This window comes from Streptomyces sp. RLA131, from assembly GCF_056270125.1.
Window position 1 is genome coordinate 6,527,580 of sequence record NZ_JBWDOQ010000002.1, and the last position, 22,555, is coordinate 6,550,134.

Genomic DNA, 22,555 nt, shown 5'->3' on the forward strand with positions numbered 1-22,555 from the left:
TCATGATTGCCGGTAGCCCGCCAGGAAGCGGCCGATCCGGCTGATCGCCGCCTCCAGGTCGTCGGCCCGGGGGAGGGTCAGGATGCGGAAGTGGTCGGGGCGCGGCCAGTTGAAACCGGTGCCCTGGACGACCTGGATCTTCTCGCGCAGCAGCAGGTCCAGGACGAACTTCTCGTCGTCGTGGATCGGGTGGACCTTGGGGTCGAGCCGGGGGAAGGCGTACAGGGCGCCCTTGGGCTTGACGCAGGAGACGCCCGGGATCTCGTTGAGCTTCTCCCAGGCCATGTCACGCTGTTCGTGGAGCCTGCCGCCGGGCAGGACGAGGTCCTTGATGCTCTGGCGGCCGCTCAGGGCCGCCTGGATGGCGTACTGGGCCGGGACGTTGGCGCACAGCCGCATGGAGGCGAGGGTGACCAGGCCCTCCAGGTAGCTCTTGGCATGCTGCCTGGGCCCGGTGACAACCAGCCAGCCGCTGCGGAAGCCGGCCACCCGGTAGGCCTTGGACAGGCCGCTGAAGGTCAGGCAGAGGACGTCGGGGGCGACGGCCGCGGCGTGGTGGTGGACGGAGTCGTCGTAGAGGATCTTGTCGTAGACCTCGTCGGCGAAGACCAGCAGTCCGTGCCGCCGGGCGAGGTCGAGCATGCCCTCCAGCAGTTCCCGCGGATACACCGCGCCGGTGGGGTTGTTGGGGTTGATGATGACCATCGCCTTGGTGCGGTCGGTGATCTTCGAGGCGATGTCGTCGAGGTCGGGGAACCAGTCGGCGGACTCGTCGCAGATGTAGTGCACCGCGGTGCCGCCGGCGAGATTGGTGACGGCGGTCCACAGCGGGAAGTCCGGTGCCGGGACGAGGACTTCGTCCCCGTCGTCGATCAGGGCCTGGACGGCCATCTGGACCAGTTCGGAGACCCCGTTGCCCAGGAAGATGTCGTCCACGCCGACATCGGTCAGGCCCCGGTCCTGGTAGTGCGCGGCCACGGCCCGGCGGGCGGGCAGGATGCCGCGCGAGTCGCTGTAGCCGTGGGCCTGGGGAAGGCTGCGGATGATGTCCTGCAGGATCTCCTCGGGTGCCTCGAAGCCGAAGAGCGCGGGGTTGCCGGTGTTGAGGCGCAGCACGCTGTGGCCGGCCTCTTCGAGCGCGTTGGCGTGCTCGATCACCGGTCCGCGGATCTCGTACAGGACGTTGGCCAGTTTGGCGGACTGCTTGAACTCCATGCTTGGTTTTACCAAGTAAGAGCTTGGAAAGTCCAACCTTTTCGCTAGGGTGATCACATGCCGCGCCGAAGCTACGACCAGTACTGCCCGATCGCCCGGTCCCTGGACGTGGCCGGGGAGCGCTGGACCCTCCTCATCGTCCGCGAACTCCTGGCGGGCCCCCGCCGCTACACCGACCTGCACGCCGACCTGCCGGGCGTCAGCACCGACGTCCTCGCCGGACGGCTCAAGGACATGGAGCGCGAAGGGCTGGTGACCCGCCGCCGGCTGCCCCCGCCCGGGGCCGCCTACGTCTACGAACTCACCGGCCGCGGCCGCGAGTTGCAGCCCGTACTCGCGGCCCTCGCCGTCTGGGGCACCCCCGCGCTCGGCGAACCCCGCCCGACCGACGCCCTCCGGGAGCACTGGAACGCGACGGGCCCGGCGGTACCCTCGTCCCCGTGACCGTGTGACCCCGTGACCGTGTGACCCCGTGACCGTGCGACCCCGTGACCGTGCGACCCCGTGACCGTGCGACCGCCGTGGCCGTGCGACCGCCGTGGCGCGGGAGGCCGCCGACCCGCTCAGGCGCTGAGGAGTACGGGGCCGCGCACCGCCAGCGCGTCGTCGTAGCGGCGCAGCAGCAGCCGGGCCAGTTCGGGGGCGTCGCCGAGGACTTCGGCGAGTACGTCGGCGCCCGCCGCCCCGGCGCCCCGCGCGATGCGGCCGGGGAGGAAGCCCGGGGCGACGACGTACGGTGCCACGGCGATCCGCTCGACGCCCTCGGCGCGCAGCTCGCGCACCACGTCCTCGGTGCGGGCGAGACCGGCGGAGGCGAACGCGGGCCGGACCGCGCGCCAGCCGGTGCGCCGCCACTCCCGTGCGGTCCGGTCGATCGCCGCGATCGCCTCCGGGTCGGAGGAGCCCGCCGAGGCCAGCACGATCCCGGTCGACGCCCGGTCGCCGGGGCGCAGCCCGGCCTCGTACAGCCGCCGTTCCAGCGCGGCCACCAGCAGCGGGGAGGGGCCGAGGACGTCGGCCTGGCGGACGGTCAGCCGGGGGTGGGCGGCGGTCGCCTCGCGCAGCACGGCGGGGATGTCGGCCTTGGCGTGGAAGGCGCGGGTCAGCAGCAGGGGGAGGGCCACCACCTCGCGTTCCCCCTCCGCCGCCAGACGGCCGACGACCCGGGGGACTGCCGGCGCGTTGAAGTCGAGGAAGCCGGTGGCGACCCGAAGACCCGGCCGGGCCCCGCGTACGCGCTCGGTGAGCGCGCGCACCGTCGCGGCGTGCCGGGGATCACGGCTGCCGTGGGCGATGACGAGGAGTACCGGCCGGGTCATGGGTCAGCTCCGCACCAGCAGACCGCGGCTGCGCAGCACGGCACGCTCGATCGGGGCGAAGACCAGCAGTTCGATGCCGATACCGACGATCAGGATGAGCAGGATCGCGGCGAGAACGGTCGGCATGTCCGACAGCTCACGGCCCTGTTCCAGCAGCTGCCCCAGGCCGGTGCCCAGGTCGGGGGAGGTCGCGATCAGCTCGGCCGCCATCAGCGAGCGCCAGGAGAACGCCCAGCCCTGCTTCAGCCCGGCCAGGTACCCCGGCAGCGCGGCGGGCAGCAGCACATGCCGCACACCGTGCAGTCCGGTCGCGCCGATGACCCGGCCCGCCCGCAGGAACAGCGGCGGGATCTGGTCGACGCCGGCCACCAGGCCGTTGGCTATGGACGGCACCGCGCCGAGCAGCACCACCGCGTAGATGGTGGCGTCGGACAGGCCGAACCAGATGATCGCGGCCGGCACCCAGGCCACCGACGGCAGCGACTGGAGGCCGGACAGGATCGGGCCGATGGCGGCCCGCACCGGCTTGACCCGGGCGACCAGCAGCCCCAGCGGGGTGCCGATCGCGACCGAGGCCACGAAGCCCAGCGCGCCGCGCGACACACTGGTCCACACATAGCCGAGCAGGGTGCCGTCCAGCCACTTGTCCTTCAGGGCACGGGCCACGTCGGCCGGGCTCGGCAGGGTGTAGTGCGGCTTGACCTCGAAGTGGTACGCCAGCTGCCAGACGATCAGCACCAGCGCGATCGCGATGACCGGCGGCAGCGCCTTCTCACGCAGCTTGTTCAGCAGCGGCGGCCGCTGGACGACGCTGGTCTCCAGGGCGTCGAGCCCGGCCTCCAGCCCGTCCAGCGACGACTTGCCGTTCTCCGTGGGCCCCGCGGAGCCCACGGGCTCAGTGGGGCCTGTGGGGCCTGTGGAGTCAGTGGGATCTGTAGGTTCTGTGGGCTTCGCGGGCTTGATGTCAGTGCTGGCCATGGCGTCGGATCTCCCCCCGCAGCTGCTCGGTGATCTCTACGGACAGTTCGGCGACCGCGGCGTCCTCGATCCGGCGCGGCTGCGGGATGTCGACCGTCCACTCCCGGGCGATCCGGCCCGGACGGGAGGACAGCAGGATGACGCGCTGCGCGAGCCGCACCGCCTCGCGCACGTTGTGCGTCACGAAGAGCACGGACAGGTCCGTCTCGGTCCAGATGCGGGTCAGTTCCTCGTGCAGTACGTCACGGGTGATGGCGTCCAGCGCCGCGAACGGCTCGTCCATCAGCAGGAGTTGGCTGTCCTGGGCCAGCGCGCGGGCCAGCGCCACGCGCTGCCGCATACCGCCGGACAGTTCGTGCACCCGCTTGCCGTAGGCGCCGCGCAGCCGGACGAGTTCGAGCAGCCGCTCGGCCTCGTCGCGGCGCTCGGAGCCGGGGACGCCGCGCATGCGCAGCGCGAGTTCGATGTTCCTGCCCGCGGTGAGCCACGGGAACAGGGCGTGCTCCTGGAACATCAGGGCCGGGCGGCCGCCGGGGGTGTCGATACCCCCGGCGGACGGCCGGTCGAGTCCTGCGACCAGGTTGAGCAGGGTGGACTTGCCGCAGCCCGAGGCCCCCAGGAGGCAGACGAACTCGCCTGGGGCGACATCGATGGTGATGTCGTCCAGCACGTGCTGCTCCGCGCCGGGGCGGCCGAAGGACTTCGAGACATGCTCGATACGGGCGGCGTAGGAAGCCGTGTCGATCGGCTCGGCGGGCTGCTTGGTGAGTGCGGTGGCCATGGGCGTCACCTCCTGGAGGTCCTGGGCGTACGGGCGGGTGGGACTAGCTGCCGAGACCGGCGTCGCTGATCCCGGACTTGCCGTCGGCCTTCAGGATCTTGTTCAGGATCGAGAGGTCGTAGATGCCGCTGAGGTCGGGCTTGTCCAGCAGGCCGGCCTTGACCGCGTGATCGGCCTCGGTCTTGAGGGTGGAGGCCAGCGGGTCGTTGGTGAAGCTGATGCTCTTCCAGGCCGGGTCGATGACGTCGTCGGGCAGGGCCTTGCCGGACAGCGTCTCCAGCTCGGAGTTGGCGATCGCCTTGGCCTTGCCGGAGTTGGCGGTGATCCAGGCGTTGGTCTTCACCGAGCCCTCAAGCACGGCCTTGACCACGTCGGGGTGCGCCTTGAGGAAACTCTGCGAGACGATCACGTTCGTGATGACGAACTTGCCGCCGTCCCACAGGTCGCTCTCGTCGAGCAGCACCTTGCCGCCCTCGGCGACCAGCTTGGAGGCGGTCGGCTCGGGCACCCAGGCGCCGTCGATGGAGCCGGCCTTGTAGGCGTCCGGGGTGATCTTGTTGTCCGTGCGGACGACGGAGACATCACCCTTGCCGGTCGTGGCGTCGACCTTCCAGCCCTGGTCGGCGATCCAGTTGAGGAACGCCACGTCCTGGGTGTTGCCCAGCTGCGGGGTGGCTATCTTCTTGCCCTTGATGTCCTTGAGGGACTTGATCTTCTTCGGGTTGACGACGAGCTTGACGCCGCCCGAGGCCGAACCGGAGATGATCTTCAGGCTCTTGCCGCCGGACTTCACATAGCCGTTGATCGAGGGGGAGGGGCCGATCCACCCGATGTCGATCGACTTGGCGTTCAGCGCCTCGATCTCGGCAGGGCCCGCGTTGAAGACGGAGGTGGTGACCTTGGTGCTGCCGAGCTCCTGCCGGATGGGCCCGTTCTTGGCGAGACCCACCAGGGCCGTGCCGTGGGTGAGGTTGGCGAAGTAGCCGATCTTCACCTCACTGGCGGACAGCTTCTTGCTGCTGGTGCTGCCGCTGGCCGCGGCGGTGGTGTCGTCCTTCTTGTTGGAGCCGTAGCCGCAGGCGGCGAGGGCCACCAGCGGCAGAAGGGCGGCGCCGGCGATCAGGCGGCGGCGGATGGCGGTTCTCGGTGCGGGGCTGCGATCGGCAGTCACGGGAGGTGTTCCTCTCAAGGGCCCGTCCGCGCGCAGAGCTACGGCGCGGCCGGGTGGTGGCTGTCAGGTCTTCGGCGGTGCGATCTTCGGTGCGGTGAAACCAGGTGTCGGACGGTTACCGCGCACATCGCGCGACACCGCCCTGACCGCTGCCGAGACAGCCGCTGCCGATGCGGCCACCTACTTTGTCGAAGAAGGCGAAGGCGTCGACAGTCATCAGAAGTCCCACCCTTCGTCGTCCCCGTCCGCGGCGTCCGCGACGGGGTTCTGCTGGGCGGCGAAGGCCTCGCCGGCCATGCCGGCGGTCAGCGTGCTGCCGTCCGCCGGGTCGATCAGGATGAAGGAGCCGGTGAACCGGGAGTCCACGTACGAGTCCAGCGGAAGCGGCTCGGAGGTGCGCAGCACCACCGCGCCGATGTCGTTGACCGACAGCTCGCCGGGCCGGTCCTCGTGGGCCAGACCGTGGGTCAGGTCGATCCGGTACGGAAGCTCCTTGACGATCGCCTTGACCGTGCGGGTGCCGTGCTTGAGCAGGACCCGGGCGCCGACCTTGAGAGCCCGCTCGTGCAGATGGCAGACCGTCGCCTCCACGTCCTGGGTGGTCGCCGGGACGCCCGCCGTCGGCGCGATCAGGTCACCGCGCGAGATGTCGAGGTCGTCGGCGAGCAGCACGGTCACCGACTGCGGCGCCCACGCCACGTCCACCGGCTTGCCCAGCAGGTCGATCCCGGTCACGGTGCTGGTCAGCCCGGACGGCAGGACCGTCACCGGGTCGCCGACGCGCAGCACACCGGAGGCGATCTGGCCGGCGTAGCCCCGGTAGTCGGGGTGGGCGGCGGTCTGCGGGCGGATGACGTACTGCACGGGGAAGCGCGCCGGGTCGGCCGTCGGGTCGTCGCCGACCCGGACGGTCTCCAGGTGCTCCAGGATCGTCGGGCCGCCGTACCAGTCCATGTTGGCCGACGGGGTCACCACGTTGTCGCCGGCCAGCGCCGAGATCGGGACGGCGGTGATCTCCGGGACGCCCAGCGAGGCCGCGTACGCGGTGAACTCCTCGGCGATGGCGGCGAAGACCGGCTCGGCGTACGCGACCAGGTCCATCTTGTTGACGGCCAGCACCACGTGCGGGACGCGCAGCAGGGCGGCGACGGCGGCGTGCCGGCGGGTCTGCTCGACGACGCCGTTGCGGGCGTCGACCAGGACCACGGCCAGCTCGGCCGTGGAGGCGCCGGTGACCATGTTGCGCGTGTACTGCACATGCCCGGGGGTGTCGGCGAGGATGAACCGGCGCCGGGCGGTGGCGAAGTAGCGGTAGGCGACGTCGATGGTGATGCCCTGCTCGCGCTCGGCGCGCAGGCCGTCGGTGAGCAGCGCCAGGTCGGGCGCCTCCTGGCCGCGCCGGGCGGAGGCCAGCTCCACGGCTTCGAGCTGGTCGGTGAGCACGGACTTGGAGTCGTGCAGCAGCCGGCCGACGAGGGTGGACTTGCCGTCGTCCACCGATCCGGCGGTGGCGAAGCGCAGCAGCGAGGTGGCCGCGAGCTGTTCGGTCGTGGCGGTGATGGCGGTCATGGTTAGAAGTACCCCTCGCGCTTGCGGTCTTCCATGGCGGCCTCGGACATCTTGTCGTCGGCGCGCGTGGCCCCCCGCTCGGTCAGCCGGCTCGCGGCGATCTCGGTGATGACCTGCTCGATGGTGGCGGCGTCGGAGTCGACGGCGCCGGTGCAGGACATGTCGCCGACGGTGCGGTAGCGGATCAGCCGTCGCTCCACGGTCTCGCCGTCCCTGGGACCGCCCCAGTCGCCCGCGGTCAGCCACATGCCGTCACGGGCGAAGACGTCCCGCTGGTGCGCGTAGTAGATCTGCGGCAGTTCGATGCCCTCGCGGGAGATGTACTGCCACACGTCCAGCTCGGTCCAGTTGCTGAGCGGGAAGACCCGGACGTGCTCGCCCGCCGAGTGGCGGCCGTTGTAGAGCGACCACAGCTCGGGGCGCTGGCGGCGCGGGTCCCAGGCACCGAACTCGTCGCGCAGCGAGAACACCCGCTCCTTGGCGCGGGCCTTCTCCTCGTCGCGGCGGCCGCCGCCGAAGACGGCGTCGTACTTGCCCTCGGTGATGGCGTCCAGCAGCGGCACGGTCTGCAGCGGGTTGCGGGTGCCGTCGGGGCGCTCACGCAGCCGGCCGTCGTCGATGTAGTCCTGCACGGAGGCGACGTGCAGCCGCAGCGCGTGCCGCTCGGCGGTGCGGTCGCGGTACTCGATGACCTCGGGGAAGTTGTGCCCGGTGTCGACGTGCAGCAGTGCGAAGGGCACCGGCGCCGGCGCGAAGGCCTTCAGCGCCAGGTGCAGCATGACGATGGAGTCCTTGCCGCCGGAGAACAGGATCACCGGCCGCTCGAACTCCCCCGCCACCTCACGGAAGATGTGCACCGCCTCGGACTCCAGGGCGTCCAGGTGCGACAGGGTGTACGGGTTCCCGGTGGTTCCGGTCAGTGCCGCGACAGTGGTGTTCACGCCAGTCCCCTCTCGACGAGCAGTGCGGTGAGCACCGCGGCGGAGTCCTCGACGGTGTGGTCCTGGGTCTGCAGCCGCAGGTCGGGCGTCTCGGGTGCCTCGTACGGGTCGTCGACCCCGGTCAGTCCGGATATCTCGCCGGCGGCCTGCTTGGCGTACAGCCCCTTGACGTCGCGTACCGAGCAGACCTCGACCGGGGTGGCGACATGGACCTCCAGGTAGGCGGTCCCCTCGGCCTGGTGACGCTTGCGGACGGCCTCACGGCTGTCGGCGTAGGGCGCGATGACCGGGACGAGGACCTTGACGCCGTGCGAGGCCAGCAGTTCGGCGACGAAGCCGATGCGCTGCACGTTGGTGTGCCGGTCCTCGCGGCTGAAACCGAGGCCCGCGGAGAGGAACTCGCGGATCTCGTCGCCGTCCAGCACCTCGACCCGGTGTCCGTCACCGCGCAGCCGCTCCGCCAGCGCGAAGGCGATCGTGGTCTTGCCCGCGCTCGGCAGACCCGTGAGCCAGACGGTGGCTCCGGTGTCTGTCACGCTCATCTGCTTCTCCCGATAGGTCTGGTCAGTCGTCATCAGCCGTGCAGTCCGCACTCGGTCTTCGCCGTGCCCGCCCAGCGGCCGGCCCGCGCGTCCTCGCCCTCCAGCACCCGGCGGGTGCACGGGGCGCAGCCCACGGAGGCATACCCATCCATGAGCAAAGGATTGGTCAGGACTCCGTGCTCGGCGATGTACGTTGCCACGTCTTCCTGTGACCACTTGGCGATAGGGGAGATTTTCACCTTCTGCCGCTTTTCGTCCCAGCTCACGACGGGGGTTCCCGCCCGGGTCGGGGACTCGTCGCGACGCAGGCCGGTGGCCCAGGCGTCATAGGCCGTGAGGCCTTCCTCCAGCGGCTTGACCTTGCGCAGGGCGCAGCACAGATCGGGGTCGCGGTCGTGCAACCGGGGCCCGTGCTCGGCGTCCTGCTCGGCCACCGTGCGGCGGGGAGTGAGCGTGATGACATTCACATCCATGACGGCGGCGACCGCGTCCCGGGTGCCGATGGTCTCCGGGAAGTGGTAGCCGGTGTCGAGGAACACCACGTCCACCCCGGGGGCGACCCGGGAGGCGAGGTGCGCCACGACGGCGTCCTCCATGGACGAGGTCACGCAGAAACGCGGCCCGAAGGCCGCGACGGCCCAGCGCAGGATGTCCTGCGCGGACGCGTCCTCCAGGTCGCGGCCGGCCTGTTCGGCCAGCTCCCTCAGCCCGGCGGCGGTACGTGCCTGAGCCGTGGTCATGTGCCTACCCCTTCGTCGGCGTCGCGCCGCAGGCCCTTGGCCAGCAGCCCGAGGAACGAGAGGCGGAACGCGCGGTTGCACGCGCCGCATTCCCACGCGCCGTGGCCCTCCTCGGAAGGCCGCAGGTCCTCGTCCCCGCAGTAGGGGCAGTAGAAGGGCGCCGCACGCTCACTCACGGCGTCCCTCCGTTCGCTTCTCCGCCCGCGCGGCGCAGAGGTGCGGCTGTCGTCGTTGTCCGCGGCCCGGTGGCCGCGCGTGCGTCGCTCACGGCGTCCCTCCGTTCGCTTCTCCGCCCGCGCGGCGCAGAGGTGCGGCTGTCGTCGTTGTCCGCGGCCCGGTGGCCGCGCGTGCGTCGCTCACGGCGTCCCTCCGTTCGCTTCTCCGCCCGCGCGGCGCAGAGGTGCGGCTGTCGTCGTTGTCCGCGGCCCGGTGGCCGCGCGTGCGTCGCTCACGGCGTCCCTCCGTTCGCTTCTCCGCCCGCGCGGCGCAGAGGTGCGGCTGTCGTCGTTGTCCGCGGCCCGGTGGCCGCGCGTGCGTCGCTCACGAAAGCGCCTCCTCGGTGGCCCGTGCCGCCCACGTGGCGAAGCGTTCGCCGTTCTCGCGTTCGGACTGGAAGCGCTTGAGGATCCGCTCCACGTAGTCGGGGAGTTCGTCGGCGGTGACCTTCAGGCCGCGGACCTTGCGGCCGAGGCCGGCCTCCAGGCCCAGGGCGCCGCCCAGGTGCACCTGGTAGCCCTCGACCTGGTTGCCGTCGGCGTCCAGGACCAGCTGGCCCTTCAGGCCGATGTCGGCGACCTGGATACGGGCGCAGGCGTTGGGGCAGCCGTTGACGTTGATGGTGAGCGGCTCGTCGAACTCCGGCAGGCGGCGCTCCAGTTCGTCGATGAGCGAGGCGCCGCGCGCCTTGGTCTCGACGATGGCGAGCTTGCAGAACTCGATGCCGGTGCAGGCCATCGTGCCGCGCCGGAAGCTCGACGGGGTGACCGTGAGGTCCAGCGCCTCCAGGCCCGCGGCCAGGGATTCCACGCGCGACTCGTCGACGTCGAGCACGATCATCTTCTGCTCGGCGGTGGTGCGCAGCCGGCCCGAGCCGTGCTCCTCGGCCAGTTCGGCGATCTTGCTGAGTGTCGCGCCGTCGACCCGGCCCACGCGCGGGGCGAAGCCCACGTAGAAGCGGCCGTCCCGCTGGCGGTGGACGCCCACGTGGTCGCGCCACTGGGCGACCGGCTGGGCCGGGGCCGGGCCGTCGACCAGCTTGCGCTTGAGGTAGTCGTCCTCCAGGACCTGGCGGAACTTCTCCGCGCCCCAGTCGGCGACCAGGAACTTCAGCCGGGCGCGGGTGCGCAGCCGGCGGTAGCCGAAGTCACGGAAGATCGAGATGACGCCCTCGTGGACGTCCGCGACCTCCTCCAGCGGCACCCAGGCGCCGAGCCGGACGCCGAGCTTCGGGTTGGTGGACAGGCCGCCGCCGACCCATACGTCGAAGCCGGGACCGCGGTCCGGGTGGTCCACGCCGACGAAGGAGACGTCGTTGATCTCGTGCGCGACATCGAGCAGCGGCGAGCCGGAGACCGCCGTCTTGAACTTGCGGGGGAGGTTGGAGAAGGCCTTGTTGCCCACGATGCGGGCATGGATCTCATCGATGGCGGGCGTGCCGTCGATGATCTCGTCCTCGGCGATGCCGGCCACCGGCGAGCCGAGGATGACCCGCGGGGTGTCGCCGCAGGCCTCGGTGGTGGACAGCCCGACGGCCTCCAGCCGCCGCCAGATCTCCGGGACGTCCTCGATCCGGATCCAGTGCAGCTGGATGTTCTGCCGGTCGGTGATGTCGGCGGTGCCGCGCGCGAACTCCTGCGAGATCTCGCCGATGATCCGCAGCTGTTCGGTGGTCAGCCGGCCGCCGTCGATACGGACCCGCAGCATGAAGTACTTGTCGTCCAGCTCCTCCGGCTCCAGGATCGCGGTCTTGCCGCCGTCGATCCCGGGCTTGCGCTGGGTGTACAGGCCCCACCAGCGCATCCGGCCGCGCAGGTCGGCGCTGTCGATGGCGTCGAAGCCGCGGTGGGCGTAGATCGTCTCGATGCGTGTCCGCACATTGAGACCGTCGTCGTCCTTCTTGAACTGCTCGTTGGCGTTGAGAGGCGTGAGGTGCCCGACGCCCCACTGACCCTCGCCACGGTGGCGGCTCGCCTTGCGGCGGGCAGCGGCGGCTGCGGGCTTCTCAGGGGTGGTGGCCATGGCGATGCAGTCCTTCTGACAGGCTGGATTGGTCTGTGGTAGCGCTGAAGCACCCTATGGCCTGCGAAATCACGCGGCGAGGCACTCACGCGTCCGCGGCGGCGGGGGCGGTGACAGCGGCGGCAGCGATGCTTACCGGTGCGTTCAGCTCACCGGACAGATGGAACTGGACATACGACCGAGGTCGACGTGCAGCCGACCTACCAAGGCGATTCCAGTGCGCGACATGACGAAAGCGTGTCACGGGGGTCTCGGGGGAGTCCACCGGCTTCCAAGATGTGGACGCTCACATCTCGACTGCTGAGACGACGCGGCTTGTCACCCCGGGTCGCCGCCCCCGTGCGGCCGGCCGTCGCGATCACCACCCGCTCGTCGGCTTCTCCTCCTCTTCCGCCACCGCGGTGTCGAACACGCGGAAGCCGCGCTTCTGGTAGTTCCCCAGCGCGTGCGGCCCGTCCAGGCTGCAGGTGTGCACCCACACCCGCGCCGTGGTCTCCCGGTCGCCGGGCCAGCGGTCCGCGAGGTCCCAGGCGCGGGCGATCCCGTACGACAGCAGATGGCCGCCGATCCGCCGCCCCCGGAAGTCCGGCAGCAGCCCGAAGTAGGAGATCTCGACCTGTCCCTTCTCCTGCGGGTCCAGCTCGATGTACCCGGCCGGGGTGCCCTGCTCGTACGCGACCCAGGTCTCGGCACCGGGCCGGCCGAGGAAGGCCTGCCAGCGGTCGTACGTCCACGGCAGCCGGTCGGTCCACGCGCAGTCGGCGCCCACCGACGCGTACAGGAAGCGGCTGAACCGCGGGGACGGCCGCTCGGCCCGAACGATCCGCACCTGCGGCGGGGCCTGCGCGGCGGACGGTACGAGATCGGAGGGCGCGGTCTGTTCCAGGGACCAGGTGGTCACGGTGACGGTGTGGCTCATGGCCTCACCCAATCACGGGCCGGGGGGCTCCTCGCGGGCGAGGCGGACCGCCGGGGCACTGGAGTGGGGGAGGAGGTCCATGGGGCGGGAGGGACGCAGCAGATCCACCGAGACGGCGTCGGCGAAGCGGTAGGGGCGATGGGCGAGGATGCCCGCCAGGGTGCGGCGCAGCCGTGACAGCTCGGCCCGGACGGTGACCGCGCGGCTGGCGTCGCCGAAGAGGTCCCGGGCCAGTTCGGCAGCCGTCCGGCCGCCCCGGTGGACGGCCAGCACGAACAGCAGCTCGGCATGGCGCGGGCTGAGCTCGTGCGACCAGCCGCCGGCCGCCCCGGAGACGGTGACCGACCAGTCGTGCGGCCGGCTCACGTCCACCACCACCCGGCTCGGCGCGTCCGGCAGGTCCCCCGCCCCGGCCCGGATCAGCCAGCCGCCCGGCAGCGGCTCCAGGGTGCACAGCCCCAGCGAGGGCAGCCACACCGGCCCCGCCGCCGGCGCGGTGGGCAGCGCCACCCGCTCCAGCGCGGGCATACCGGTCACCGCCGCCGTCCAGCCGTTGAAGTCCACCACCACCGCCCGGCCGGTCACCCGCGCCAGCAGTGGCGCGGCCAGCGACCGCAGCCTTTCGACCGACGCCCAGTGCAGGGCGCGCAGCTCCCCCTCGGCGACCCGGGTCACCGCCGTGACCAGCGACAGCGACGCCGGGTGCACGGTGGCGGCGGGACCGCTGATGTTCACCGCCCCCAGCAGCCGCCCGTCGCGCGGGTCGTGCAGCGGGGCGGCGGCGCACGTCCAGCGGTGGTGGGCCCGTACGAAGTGCTCGGCGGAGTGCACCTGCACCGGCCGCCGGGTCACCAGGGCGGTGCCGATCGCGTTCGTACCGACTGTGGTCTCCGCCCAGGAGGCGCCCTCGGCGAACCCCAGCCGGTCCGCGCTGCGGCGGATCGCCCTGCTGCCGTCCCGCCACAGCACCCGGCCCTCGGCGTCCGAGACGACCATGATGTGCCAGGCCACGTCCGCCACCGACACCAGCCCGTCGCGCAGCGCCGGCAGCACCGCCTGCAGCGGCGAGGAGTGCCGGCGCTGCTCCAGCTCGTCCGCCGACAGCAGCCCGGTGTGGCTGCCGCTGTCGGGGTCCACCCCGTGGTCCACGGCCCGGGTCCAGGAGTCGCTGATCACCGGGCGCGGGCCGGTCGGGGCCGCCGCGCCGCTCAGCGCGGCGTGCCGCGCGTTCGCCAGCAGCTGCAGGGACCTCCGTCGCTCCTGGGCGGACAGCGGTCCCAGGTCGTTCTCTGGCTGGCTCATGGCGCTCCTGCGTGCTTCTACGCGCTGTGCTGCGCAGCTGTGCCGAGGTCGTGCTTCGTACCGCACTGCCCATGGTGCCGCCGCCCGCCGCCCGCCGAAGGGTCAACGGCCACATTCCGTTGCAACGGTCTGCAACGGTTGCGCATCGTCGTACGCCCGGCGGACAGTGACGCCGCGCCACGCCACTCACCAGGTGAGCGCACGAACCCCCGAGGAGGCCACCGCCCGTGTCGCCCGTCCCCCCGCGCGTTGTCGTGGTCGGCTGCCCGGACGACGAGCGCGCCAGCCGCGCCTCCCGGCTGGCGAGCGCCTTCCGCGTCCCGCACCTGCGCTTCGGCGACCACCCGGCCGCCGTGCCGGACGCGGCCCGCGGATATGTCATCGACGGCTTCCCCGACTCCGTCGAGGGGCTCCAGGAGCTGCTGTCCCTCCCCGCCGACCTGGTGATCCATCTGCGGCCGCCGCGCGGCCGCCAGGACACCGGGCCGGGCCGGGTCCTGGAGTACCACGAGGCCCGGGGCGCGCTGGCCGGCTTCCCGCCGGACGCCGACGACGAGGACATCATCATCGCCGTCGAGGCGGCGGCGCGGACCCGCGACCGCACCGGGCCGCGCGCACGGCTGCACCGCTGACGCGTCACGGCCGGGGTACCCGAGCCAGGGGTGGCGCCGAGTCGGCGCGGCGCCGCCCCTTTTCCTTCGTGGGCCGGTCAGACCGGCCGTGCCCGGTCCACGATCGCGCTCAGATCCAGGGTGTGGGGCAGCGTGCCGAACGACATCCCCCAGTCGCCGCCGAGGCGCGACGCGCAGAAGGCGTCGGCGATCTCCGGGGGGCTGAAACGGACCAGCAGCGACCCCTGGAGGATCAGCGCCATGCGCTCCACCACCCGGCGGGCGCGGGCCTCGATGCCGTCGAGGTCGGCGAGTTCGGTGAGCAGCGACTTGATCGCGCCGTCCAGCCGGTGGTCGGCGCCCCGGGCCAGGCCGATCTCGGTGAGGAACGCGTTCAGGGCCGACGGCTCGCGCCGCAACGCCCGCAGCACGTCGAGCGCCTGGACGTTGCCCGACCCCTCCCACACCGAGTTGAGCGGTGACTCACGGAACAGCCGGGGCATCCCCGACTCCTCCACGTAGCCGTTGCCGCCCAGGCACTCCAGGGCCTCGGCGGTCAGCGGCGGACAGCGCTTGGTGATCCAGAACTTCGCCACGGCCACCGCGATCCGCCGGAAGTCCCGCTCCTGCTCGGTGCCGGTGTCGTACGAGGCCGCCAGCCGCAGCACCGTCGTCGTCGCCGCCTCGGACTCCACGGCCAGGTCCGCCAGGACGTTGCGCATCAGCGGCTTGTCGATCAGCGGGCCGCCGAACGCCGACCGGTGGGCGGCGTGGTGGACGGCCCGGGCGACGGCCTGCCGCATGACGGCGGCCGAGCCGACGGCGCAGTCCAGCCGGGTGGCGGCGACCATCTCGATGATGGTGGCCACCCCGCGCCCCTCCTCACCGACCCGGCGGGCCCAGGTGCCGTCGAACTCCACCTCCGAGGAGGCGTTGGAGCGGTTGCCCAGCTTGTCCTTCAGCCGCTGGATCGCGAAGACGTTGCGGGTGCCGTCCGGCAGTACCCGGGGGAGCAGGAAGCACGTCAGGCCGCCGGGCGCCTGCGCCAGCACCAGGAAGCCGTCCGACATCGGCGCCGAGCAGAACCACTTGTGCCCGGTGAGCAGATACGTCCCCTCCTCCGCCAGCGGCTCGGCCCGGGTGGTGTTCGCCCGGACGTCCGAGCCGCCCTGCTTCTCGGTCATCCCCATCCCGAACAGGGCCCCCGGCTTCCCGCCCGGCGGCAGCAGCTCCGGCTCGTACGCCCACGAGGACAGCCGGGGCTCCCATTCGGCGGCCAGCGCCGGATCCGCCCGCAGCGCCGGCACCGCGGCGTGCGTCATCGACACCGGGCAGCCGTGGCCGGCCTCGGCCTGCGACCACACCAGGAACCCGGCCGCGCGCCGGAGGTGTCCGTCGGGACGCGACCAGGCGTCGGTCAGCCCGGCCGAGACGGCGTGGCCCAGCAGCCGGTGCCAGGACGGATGGAAGTCCACCTCGTCGACGCGGTTGCCGTAGCGGTCGTGCGTGCGCAGCACCGGGGAGTACGTGTTCGCCTCCTCGCCCCAGCGCTGCGCCTGCGCGGAACCGGCCGCGCGGCCCAGCTCGCCCAGCTCCTGCTCGATGCCCGGCAGTGTCGCGGCTGACGCGTGCCGGGCGATCCCCTCGGTGAGGGCGTCGTCGGCGGCGTAAACGTCGTACGCGACCAGCGGCGGAACCTGGTTGATCACGGTGTGAGTACGAGTCCCCATGCCCTATACCGTAAGGATGTGAGCGCAGCCGAAGAAACACCTGAGCGGCCACGGGGTCGTCTCCACCGGGCACGGGCCCTGTACCGGAACGTGTCGAAGCGCAAGGTGGCCTGGCTGCTGCTCAAGGACACCGTCAACTCCTGCGTGGAGTACCGCATTCTGGGCCTGGCGGCCGAGGCGGCCTTCTTCGTGCTGCTGTCCCTGCCGCCGCTGCTGCTGAGCATGGTCGGCGCGCTCGGCTATCTCGACGAGATCATCGGCACCGACACCGTCGACAGCATCCGCCGCAACATCCTGTCCGCGGCCGGCACCGTCATGTCGGAGCACGGGATGCGCCAGGTGGTCAGGCCGCTGGTGCAGCACGTCTTCAGCGGCGGCCGGCCCGACCTGATCTCCATCGGGTTCATCATCGCCCTGTGGTCGGGCTCGCGGGCCGTCAACGTCTTCGTCGACACCATCACCGTGATGTACGGCCTCGACGGCAAGCGCGGCATCGTCTCCACCCGGATGCTGGCCTTCCTGCTCTACGTCGTCGCCCTCCTGGTCGGCGCGGTGGTCATGCCGCTGCTGGTGGTCGGCCCCGACGTGGTGGTGGAGCTGCTGCCGTGGAGCGAGGTCGTCATCCGGGTGCTGTACTGGCCGGTCGTGCTCGTGCTGTCCATCACCCTGCTCACCACGCTCTACCACGTGTCGGTGCCGGTGCGGTCGCCCTGGCTGGAGGACCTGCCCGGGGCGCTCATCGCCCTGCTGATGTGGGTCCTGTGCAGCGTGGTGCTGCGGGTCTACCTCGACCGCACCGTCGAGGGGCCGTCGATCTACGGATCGCTGGCCGCCCCGATCGCCATCCTGCTGTGGATCTTCGTGTCCGCCTTCGCGGTCCTGGTCGGTGCCGCGGCCAACGCCGCCGTCGACCGGGTCTGGCCCTCCGTGGCCACCGCCGCCGCCCGTGCGGAGAACGCCCGGGTCCGTGAGCAGGCCGCGGCCGCCGTCCTGGCCGAGGCCGCCGCCCGCCGCGCCGCGGAGACCGCCGGCCCCGACGACGAGGTCGGCCCCGACGAGCCCCCGGCCGAGTTCCCCGAACGCTGGGCCGGTTTCCTGCCCCACGAGGACCTGCGGTCCCGGCTGCGCGGCAGGCGGCCGACCAAGCCCAAGTAGCCCCGGAGCCCCCGCTCCGTGGCGGCCACGCCAACGGCAGAACCCGGCGGCGGTCTCGATCGAGTCGGACACGCCGCCGGGTTCCTGCCCCTCAGGGGCGGATGCCGCTCCGTGCGGTCAGGCGCAGTTCTTGCCCTTGTTGATGCAGTTGGTGGCGCGCTGCATCAGCTGCTTGCTCATGACCTCGATGAAGTCGTCGTGGTCGGTGATGGCCTTGTGCTGCTGTGCCTGGAAGCCGTCGACCGCGTAGTTGGCGCCGGCCGGGACGGTGTAGGTGAGGCGCATCGTGAGCTTGGGGATGGCCACGAACGACTGCGGGCAGGCGCCGGTGGTGGCATCGGGGAAGACCACGTGCGTGCGGTGGTTGGCGCTGTCGGTGTTCTTGCCGTCCCAGCAGCTCTGGAAGGCGAAGGTCCGGACGACCTTGCTGCCGCTGGGGCACAGCGGGTACTTGTCGGTCAGCTGGACCTTGTTCTCGAAGCCGGTGCAGCTCCAGTGGGCGTTGGCGTTGGCCGTGCCGTTGGTGACCGCCTTGGCGTCACCGGTGATGATCCGCAGGAACTGGGGCATCGCGGTGACCTTGGAGACCGGGCTGCCCTTGTACGTGATGGTGGCGGAGTTGGGCACCAGGATCGCGCCCACGTTGCCCTCCTTGCCGCCGCCGAGGTCGGAGTCGGCGTCCGCGCCGACCTTGGTGAGGTCACGCACGACGGGCCAGTAGTACGCGGACTGGTCGCCGTTGGTGCAGCTGGTGCCCTGGGCGAGCAGCGAGTCGTTGGTGGAGGCGCCGCTGACGTCCTTGTTGCCGACGTAGTCGTGGACGTGCTCCGCGCCGTCGACGACACCGGGGGCGACGATGACGTTGTCGGAGTTGTGCTGGCCCGCCTTGTTCGTGCCGCAGCGGGTGGTGAACGTACCGGTGGACGCGCCGGCCTGGTTGCGGACCTTGCTGACGTTCGGCTTCACCGTCGTGATGTCCACGAAGTCGGCGTCCACGGGCCCGGCGGGCCGGTTCTGGCCGGCGGCCTGGTCGCCGCCCGTGCTGGCGGAGGCGGCGGCGGACGCGGGCGCCGAGGCGGCGGCCGACGCGGAGGCCGACGCCGAGGCCGAGCCCGCGGCGGCGGACAGGCTGCACGCGGCGAGCGAGTCCAGGCCGGTCGGCTTGGCGGCGTTGCGGCCGATCGCGATGGCGATGCGGTCGATCGTGGACACCCGCTTGTCCTTCAGCGGGCCCAGGATCGCGTTGTTGACGAAGTTGGCGCCGCCCTGCCCCTGAGTGGACACCAGTCTGGCGTTGGCCTCTTTGATCTGCGTTTCCAGCAGAGCGAGATTGCGGTCCACCTCGGCCTTGGCCTGGGAGGGGATCGCCGGCAGGGACGGTGCTACGGCCGGGCAGACAATCTGCTGCGTGGCCGCCTTGGTCGTCCCGCTCTGCGTCTGATTCTGGTTCTGACCCGCCATGGCAGTGCCCACCACGGCCGCGGCGACCACGGCGCCACCGACTGCGGCGACGATAACGACCCGTCGTTGGAACAGACCCGGTCCGGCGTGCGACATCTGATCTCCTTGTTGCTGACATGACTGCAGTCGCGCCCGTCCAGGCCCCTGCGACGGACAAGTGCGCTGACCCCCACTGCCCCGAGTACGGCTCCCTGGCTGGCCGCGTTCAATCAAACCTGTGAATTTCTTTCCGTTGTCCTCACCCGGCCGCCACGGCTCCCGCCCGGGCCGGCCGCGCCGGGCCCTGTCCGTACTGACAAGTCGGCGCTGCGGGTGACACAGTGGGGTGATGCGCCCCAGTCCTCCGCCGCACTCGCAAGATCCGGCGATCACCGCTTCCGAGGTGGCTGGTCTGCTGGCGGTGCTGTGGGGAAGAGCGCAGGTCAAGGTCCCGACCGGCGCCATCTCCCCGTCGCAGCTGCGGGCGCTGCTGGTGATAGAGCGGCTGGAGGGCAGCAACCTCAGAACCCTGGGCGAGGCCCTGGGGTCGGGTCCCCCCGCCACCAGCCGGCTCTGTGACCGGCTGGAGGCCGCCGGACTGCTGGAGCGCCGGCTCAGTACCGCCAGCCGACGCGAGGTCGAGCTGTATCTGAGCAGGCCGGGACGAGTGCTGCTGGACGAGGTGCGCGACCGTCAGGTGGACGAGGTGCGTCCGGTGCTGGAGGCGATGTCCCCCGAGGACTACGTACACCTGGTGAAGGGGCTGACCGCGTTCCGTGACGCGGCGGCCGCCGGGGTCGAGGGAGCGGCCGTGACCGCTCCGGACATGCCCGTGGCGCGCCCTGCCTGATGCCGCCGGAACGGATCCGGCCGTGATCGGCATACGAACCATACATGAGCTGATGGCAAATGTTGTCAGAAGACAACTGATCGCCTTAGTCTCGTCACGGACGCATCCGGCGGCCCACGGGCCAGGAGGCCCTGTGGCGAGAGGAGACACGCAGCCATGGGGACCGGCCCCGAATCCGCCCTCGTGACGGGCGGCGGCGATCCCCTGCGGCCAGGTCCACCGCGTCCGCGGACCGTGGACGCCCGTGGGGTGGCCCCCTCGTACCCGCTGTGGGACGGGGAACTGCCGACCGTGCTGCTCATCGAGGACGACCCGGCGGACGCGCTGCTCGTCGAGGAACTGGTGGCCGACAGCGGCGTGGCCATCCGGCTGCGCTGGGCCCGGTCGTTCGCCGACGCGATGAAGGCGCTCGACGCCGAGGTCCCCCACTGCATCCTGCTCGACCTGCACCTGCCCGACGCCCAGGGCCAGGACGCCCTCGAACGGCTGCTGGAACGGGCCGACGTCTCCGCGGTGGTGGTGCTGACCGGACTCGCCGAGGAACAGGCGGCGCTCTCGGCGGTCGCGGCCGGCGCCCAGGACTACCTGGTCAAGGGCCGGGTCGAACCCGGCCTGTTCGTACGGGCGATCCGCTACGCGATCCAGCGCAAGCTCACCGAGCGGGCCGCCTCGGCCCTCCAGGCCGGCCAGCTGCGGGCCCAGGAGAACGCCCGGCTGGAGCGCGGACTGCTGCCCACCCCGCTGCTCGTCGACAACGACGTGGACGTCTGCGCCCGCTACCGGCCCGGCCGGGCGCAGGCACTGCTCGGCGGCGACTTCTACGACGTCGTACAGACCCCCGACCGGGCCACCCACGCCCTGGTGGGCGACGTCTCCGGGCACGGCCCCGACGAGGCGGCCCTCGGCGTCTGCCTGCGGGTGGCCTGGCGGTCGTTCGTCCTGGCGGGCGCCCGCGGGCAGCACCTTCTCGAACTGCTGGAACGCATGCTGGTCGCCGAGCGGTCCGGGCCGGAGATCTTCGCCACCCTGACCTCACTGACCCGCCCCCGGGGAGGCGGACACGTCGAGCTGATGCGGGCGGGCCACCCCGGGGTGCTCGTGCGCTCTCCCGGGGGCGGGGTACGGCTGGAGGAGGTCGCCGGCGGCCCCGTGCTGGGGCTGCTGCCCGGCACGGCCTCCTGGCCCGTGACCAGGGTGCCGCTCGCCGAGGGCGGGGGAGTCCTGATGTTCACGGACGGACTGATCGAGGGACGGACCGGGGAAGGTCCGGAACGTCTGGGCGAACGAGGACTGCTCGACATCGCCCGGGAGCACGCCCACCACCCGCCCGCCGTCTTCGTCGACAGCCTGATCCGTGCCGCCCAGGCCCTGGCCGCGAGCAGCGGCGGACTGGCGGACGACGTGGCGGTCCTGCACCTCGAATGGAAAAGCAGCACGTGACATCGGAAGAGCGCCGGACGAACCCGCCGGCCCGACCCGTGATCCGGGGACTGACCGTACGGGCCTGGTTCCTGCTCGCCCTGGCGGCCCTGGGCACCGTGACCCTGGCCGCCGCCGGGCTGGGCGTGACCGTACAGCTGCGCACCACCAGGGCGACGGACCACCTGGTCGACGACATCGCCCCGGCCCGGACCGAGGCGTACCAGCTGGAGTCGGCGCTGCTGGACCAGGAGACCGGCGTCCGCGGCTACCTCCTGACCGGCGACCAGAACCTGCTGGAGCCGTACGAGCGCGGGCTCCCCGCCCAGAAGCGGTCACGGGCCCGGCTGACCCGGCTGCTCGACGGCTCCGCGGCCTCCCGCGCCGACCTGGCCGCCCTGGACGTGACCGTGAAGGCCTGGCACGGCGACTTCGCGTACCCCGCCGTCGCCACCGGGCCGGACTACGGCTCCGCGGTCTCCGTCACCCGGGGCAAGAAGGAGTTCGACCGCATCCGCGTGCGGCTCAACACCCTCCACCAGGACCTCCGGCAGGAGCAGACCGACGCCCGCGCCGTCGTGGCGCACTCACGTACCCGGCGCGACGAGGCGTTCCTGGCCGTCCTGGTGATCTTCCTGCTGACCGGCGCCGCCATCAGCGTTCTCCTGCAGTTCGCGGTCCTGCGCCCGCTGTCCGCGCTGCGCGGCGCGGCCCGGCGGGTGACCGACGGAGACCTGGAACACCACATCCGCGGAAGCGGCCCCTCCGATCTGCGGGCCGTCTCCCACGCGGTGGAGGACATGCGGCTGCGCGTGGTCAGCGAGCTGAGCACCTCCCGGCGCAACGAGGCCGAACTCGCCCGGCAGGCCGCCGAACTCGACGCCCAGGCCGTCGAACTGCGGCGCTCCAACGCCGAACTCGAACAGTTCGCCTACGTCGCCTCCCACGACCTCCAGGAGCCCCTGCGCAAGGTCGCCTCGTTCTGCCAGCTCCTGGAGAAGCGGTACGCGGACAAGCTCGACGACCGCGGACTCCAGTACATCGCCTTCGCGGTGGACGGCGCCAAGCGCATGCAGACCCTCATCAACGACCTGCTCACCTTCTCCCGGGTGGGCCGCGTCCAGGAGCACCACGGCCCCGTCGACCTGGACGCGACCGTGAACCGGGCGCTGCGCAACCTGGCCGCCGCCGCCGAGGAGAGCGGCGCGCGCGTCGAGCGGCCCGCCGGACTTCCCCGGGTGGCCGGCGATCCCACCCGGTTCGCGATGGTCTGGCAGAACCTGATCGGCAACGGCATCAAGTTCCGCCACGAGGACCGGGCGCCGCGGATCGGCATCGCCGTGGGACCCGACCCGGAGGCGGACGGCTTCTGGCGGTTCACGGTCACCGACAACGGCATCGGCATCCCCGCCGAGTTCGCCGAGAAGGTCTTCGTGGTCTTCCAGCGGCTGCACAGCCGTGACAGCTACGAGGGCACCGGGATAGGCCTCGCCCTGTGCCGGAAGATCATCGAACACAGCGGCGGACGCATCTGGGTCGACCCGGAACACACCGACGGCACCCGCCTGGCCTTCACCCTGCCCGTCCTGCCCGATCCGCCCGCCACCGGCGCGGCGGACTCCCGCGAAGACTAGG

At 71.7% G+C, this 22,555-nt stretch carries 21 protein-coding genes and 1 pseudogene; 6 read left to right on the forward strand and 16 right to left on the reverse strand.

What is annotated here, in order from left to right:
- Complete coding sequence (locus RWE79_RS30445) at positions 1-1,215, reverse strand: pyridoxal phosphate-dependent aminotransferase (RefSeq protein ID WP_475943282.1); 1,215 nt, start codon at positions 1,213-1,215, stop codon at positions 1-3.
- 57 nt (positions 1,216-1,272) lie between these two features.
- Here RWE79_RS30445 and RWE79_RS30450 point away from each other — a divergent pair.
- Positions 1,273-1,629: pseudogene (locus RWE79_RS30450) on the forward strand (winged helix-turn-helix transcriptional regulator); the annotation flags it as partial.
- Between the two features lie 149 nt (positions 1,630-1,778).
- On the opposite strand, the gene RWE79_RS30455 reads toward RWE79_RS30450, so the two are convergent.
- The 13 genes from RWE79_RS30455 to RWE79_RS30515 all read right to left on the reverse strand — a co-directional run bounded on the left by RWE79_RS30455 (position 1,779) and on the right by RWE79_RS30515 (position 13,715).
- Complete coding sequence (locus tag RWE79_RS30455) at positions 1,779-2,534, reverse strand: sirohydrochlorin chelatase (protein ID WP_475943283.1); 756 nt, start codon at positions 2,532-2,534, stop codon at positions 1,779-1,781.
- Between the two features lie 3 nt (positions 2,535-2,537).
- Positions 2,538-3,512 (reverse strand): ABC transporter permease, encoded by a 975-nt coding sequence (locus tag RWE79_RS30460; RefSeq protein WP_475943284.1) that lies wholly within the window; start codon positions 3,510-3,512, stop codon positions 2,538-2,540.
- A complete protein-coding gene (locus RWE79_RS30465) occupies positions 3,499-4,293 on the reverse strand; it encodes an ABC transporter ATP-binding protein (protein WP_475943285.1) in 795 nt (264 codons plus the stop codon). The genes RWE79_RS30460 and RWE79_RS30465 overlap by 14 nt, the downstream gene beginning before the upstream one ends.
- A gap of 43 nt (positions 4,294-4,336) precedes the next feature.
- Positions 4,337-5,464, reverse strand: coding sequence for an aliphatic sulfonate ABC transporter substrate-binding protein (locus tag RWE79_RS30470; protein ID WP_475943286.1), 1,128 nt, complete (start codon positions 5,462-5,464; stop codon positions 4,337-4,339).
- Between the two features lie 216 nt (positions 5,465-5,680).
- A complete protein-coding gene (locus RWE79_RS30475; protein WP_475943287.1) occupies positions 5,681-7,033 on the reverse strand; it encodes a sulfate adenylyltransferase subunit 1 in 1,353 nt (450 codons plus the stop codon).
- A 2-nt stretch (positions 7,034-7,035) separates the two neighbouring features.
- Positions 7,036-7,974, reverse strand: coding sequence for a sulfate adenylyltransferase subunit CysD (gene cysD / locus RWE79_RS30480; RefSeq protein ID WP_475943288.1), 939 nt, complete (start codon positions 7,972-7,974; stop codon positions 7,036-7,038).
- Positions 7,971-8,549: an adenylyl-sulfate kinase gene (gene cysC, locus RWE79_RS30485; RefSeq protein WP_475943289.1), complete on the reverse strand. Its 579-nt coding sequence runs from the start codon at positions 8,547-8,549 to the stop codon at positions 7,971-7,973. Before cysC ends, cysD begins: the two co-directional genes overlap by 4 nt.
- Complete coding sequence (locus RWE79_RS30490) at positions 8,549-9,256, reverse strand: phosphoadenylyl-sulfate reductase (RefSeq protein WP_475943290.1); 708 nt, start codon at positions 9,254-9,256, stop codon at positions 8,549-8,551. Before RWE79_RS30490 ends, cysC begins: the two co-directional genes overlap by 1 nt.
- Positions 9,253-9,432: a hypothetical protein gene (locus tag RWE79_RS30495; protein ID WP_475943291.1), complete on the reverse strand. Its 180-nt coding sequence runs from the start codon at positions 9,430-9,432 to the stop codon at positions 9,253-9,255. Before RWE79_RS30495 ends, RWE79_RS30490 begins: the two co-directional genes overlap by 4 nt.
- A gap of 364 nt (positions 9,433-9,796) precedes the next feature.
- Entirely contained in the window at positions 9,797-11,494 is a 1,698-nt protein-coding gene (locus RWE79_RS30500) for a nitrite/sulfite reductase (RefSeq protein ID WP_475943292.1), read from the reverse strand.
- 144 nt (positions 11,495-11,638) lie between these two features.
- The gene (locus RWE79_RS30505; protein WP_475946193.1) at positions 11,639-11,722 is read right to left on the reverse strand and encodes a putative leader peptide; all 84 of its coding nucleotides are present in this window, start codon (positions 11,720-11,722) and stop codon (positions 11,639-11,641) included.
- A 130-nt stretch (positions 11,723-11,852) separates the two neighbouring features.
- Entirely contained in the window at positions 11,853-12,413 is a 561-nt protein-coding gene (locus tag RWE79_RS30510) for a GNAT family N-acetyltransferase (protein ID WP_475943293.1), read from the reverse strand.
- Between the two features lie 12 nt (positions 12,414-12,425).
- A complete protein-coding gene (locus tag RWE79_RS30515) occupies positions 12,426-13,715 on the reverse strand; it encodes a GAF domain-containing protein (protein ID WP_475943294.1) in 1,290 nt (429 codons plus the stop codon).
- 227 nt (positions 13,716-13,942) lie between these two features.
- Between RWE79_RS30515 and RWE79_RS30520 the strand changes: the two genes are divergently transcribed.
- A complete protein-coding gene (locus RWE79_RS30520) occupies positions 13,943-14,347 on the forward strand; it encodes a hypothetical protein (RefSeq protein WP_475943295.1) in 405 nt (134 codons plus the stop codon).
- Positions 14,348-14,424: 77 nt separating this feature from the next.
- Here RWE79_RS30520 and RWE79_RS30525 read toward each other — a convergent pair whose 3' ends face one another.
- Positions 14,425-16,056 (reverse strand): acyl-CoA dehydrogenase family protein, encoded by a 1,632-nt coding sequence (locus tag RWE79_RS30525; protein WP_475943296.1) that lies wholly within the window; start codon positions 16,054-16,056, stop codon positions 14,425-14,427.
- A gap of 18 nt (positions 16,057-16,074) precedes the next feature.
- On the opposite strand from RWE79_RS30525, the gene RWE79_RS30530 reads away from it, so the two are divergent.
- Entirely contained in the window at positions 16,075-17,211 is a 1,137-nt protein-coding gene (locus RWE79_RS30530; RefSeq protein ID WP_475943297.1) for a YihY/virulence factor BrkB family protein, read from the forward strand.
- A 117-nt stretch (positions 17,212-17,328) separates the two neighbouring features.
- On the opposite strand, the gene RWE79_RS30535 is transcribed toward RWE79_RS30530, so the two are convergent.
- Positions 17,329-18,768, reverse strand: coding sequence for a DUF1996 domain-containing protein (locus tag RWE79_RS30535; RefSeq protein ID WP_475943298.1), 1,440 nt, complete (start codon positions 18,766-18,768; stop codon positions 17,329-17,331).
- Positions 18,769-19,000: 232 nt separating this feature from the next.
- On the opposite strand from RWE79_RS30535, the gene RWE79_RS30540 reads away from it, so the two are divergent.
- The 3 genes from RWE79_RS30540 to RWE79_RS30550 all read left to right on the forward strand — a co-directional run bounded on the left by RWE79_RS30540 (position 19,001) and on the right by RWE79_RS30550 (position 22,554).
- Entirely contained in the window at positions 19,001-19,501 is a 501-nt protein-coding gene (locus RWE79_RS30540) for a MarR family winged helix-turn-helix transcriptional regulator (protein WP_475943299.1), read from the forward strand.
- 156 nt (positions 19,502-19,657) lie between these two features.
- The gene (locus RWE79_RS30545) at positions 19,658-20,941 is read left to right on the forward strand and encodes a PP2C family protein-serine/threonine phosphatase (RefSeq protein ID WP_475943300.1); all 1,284 of its coding nucleotides are present in this window, start codon (positions 19,658-19,660) and stop codon (positions 20,939-20,941) included.
- On the forward strand, positions 20,938-22,554 hold the full coding sequence (locus RWE79_RS30550) for an ATP-binding protein (protein ID WP_475943301.1): 1,617 nt from the start codon (positions 20,938-20,940) through the stop codon (positions 22,552-22,554). The genes RWE79_RS30545 and RWE79_RS30550 overlap by 4 nt, the downstream gene beginning before the upstream one ends.
- Position 22,555 lies beyond the last annotated feature (1 nt).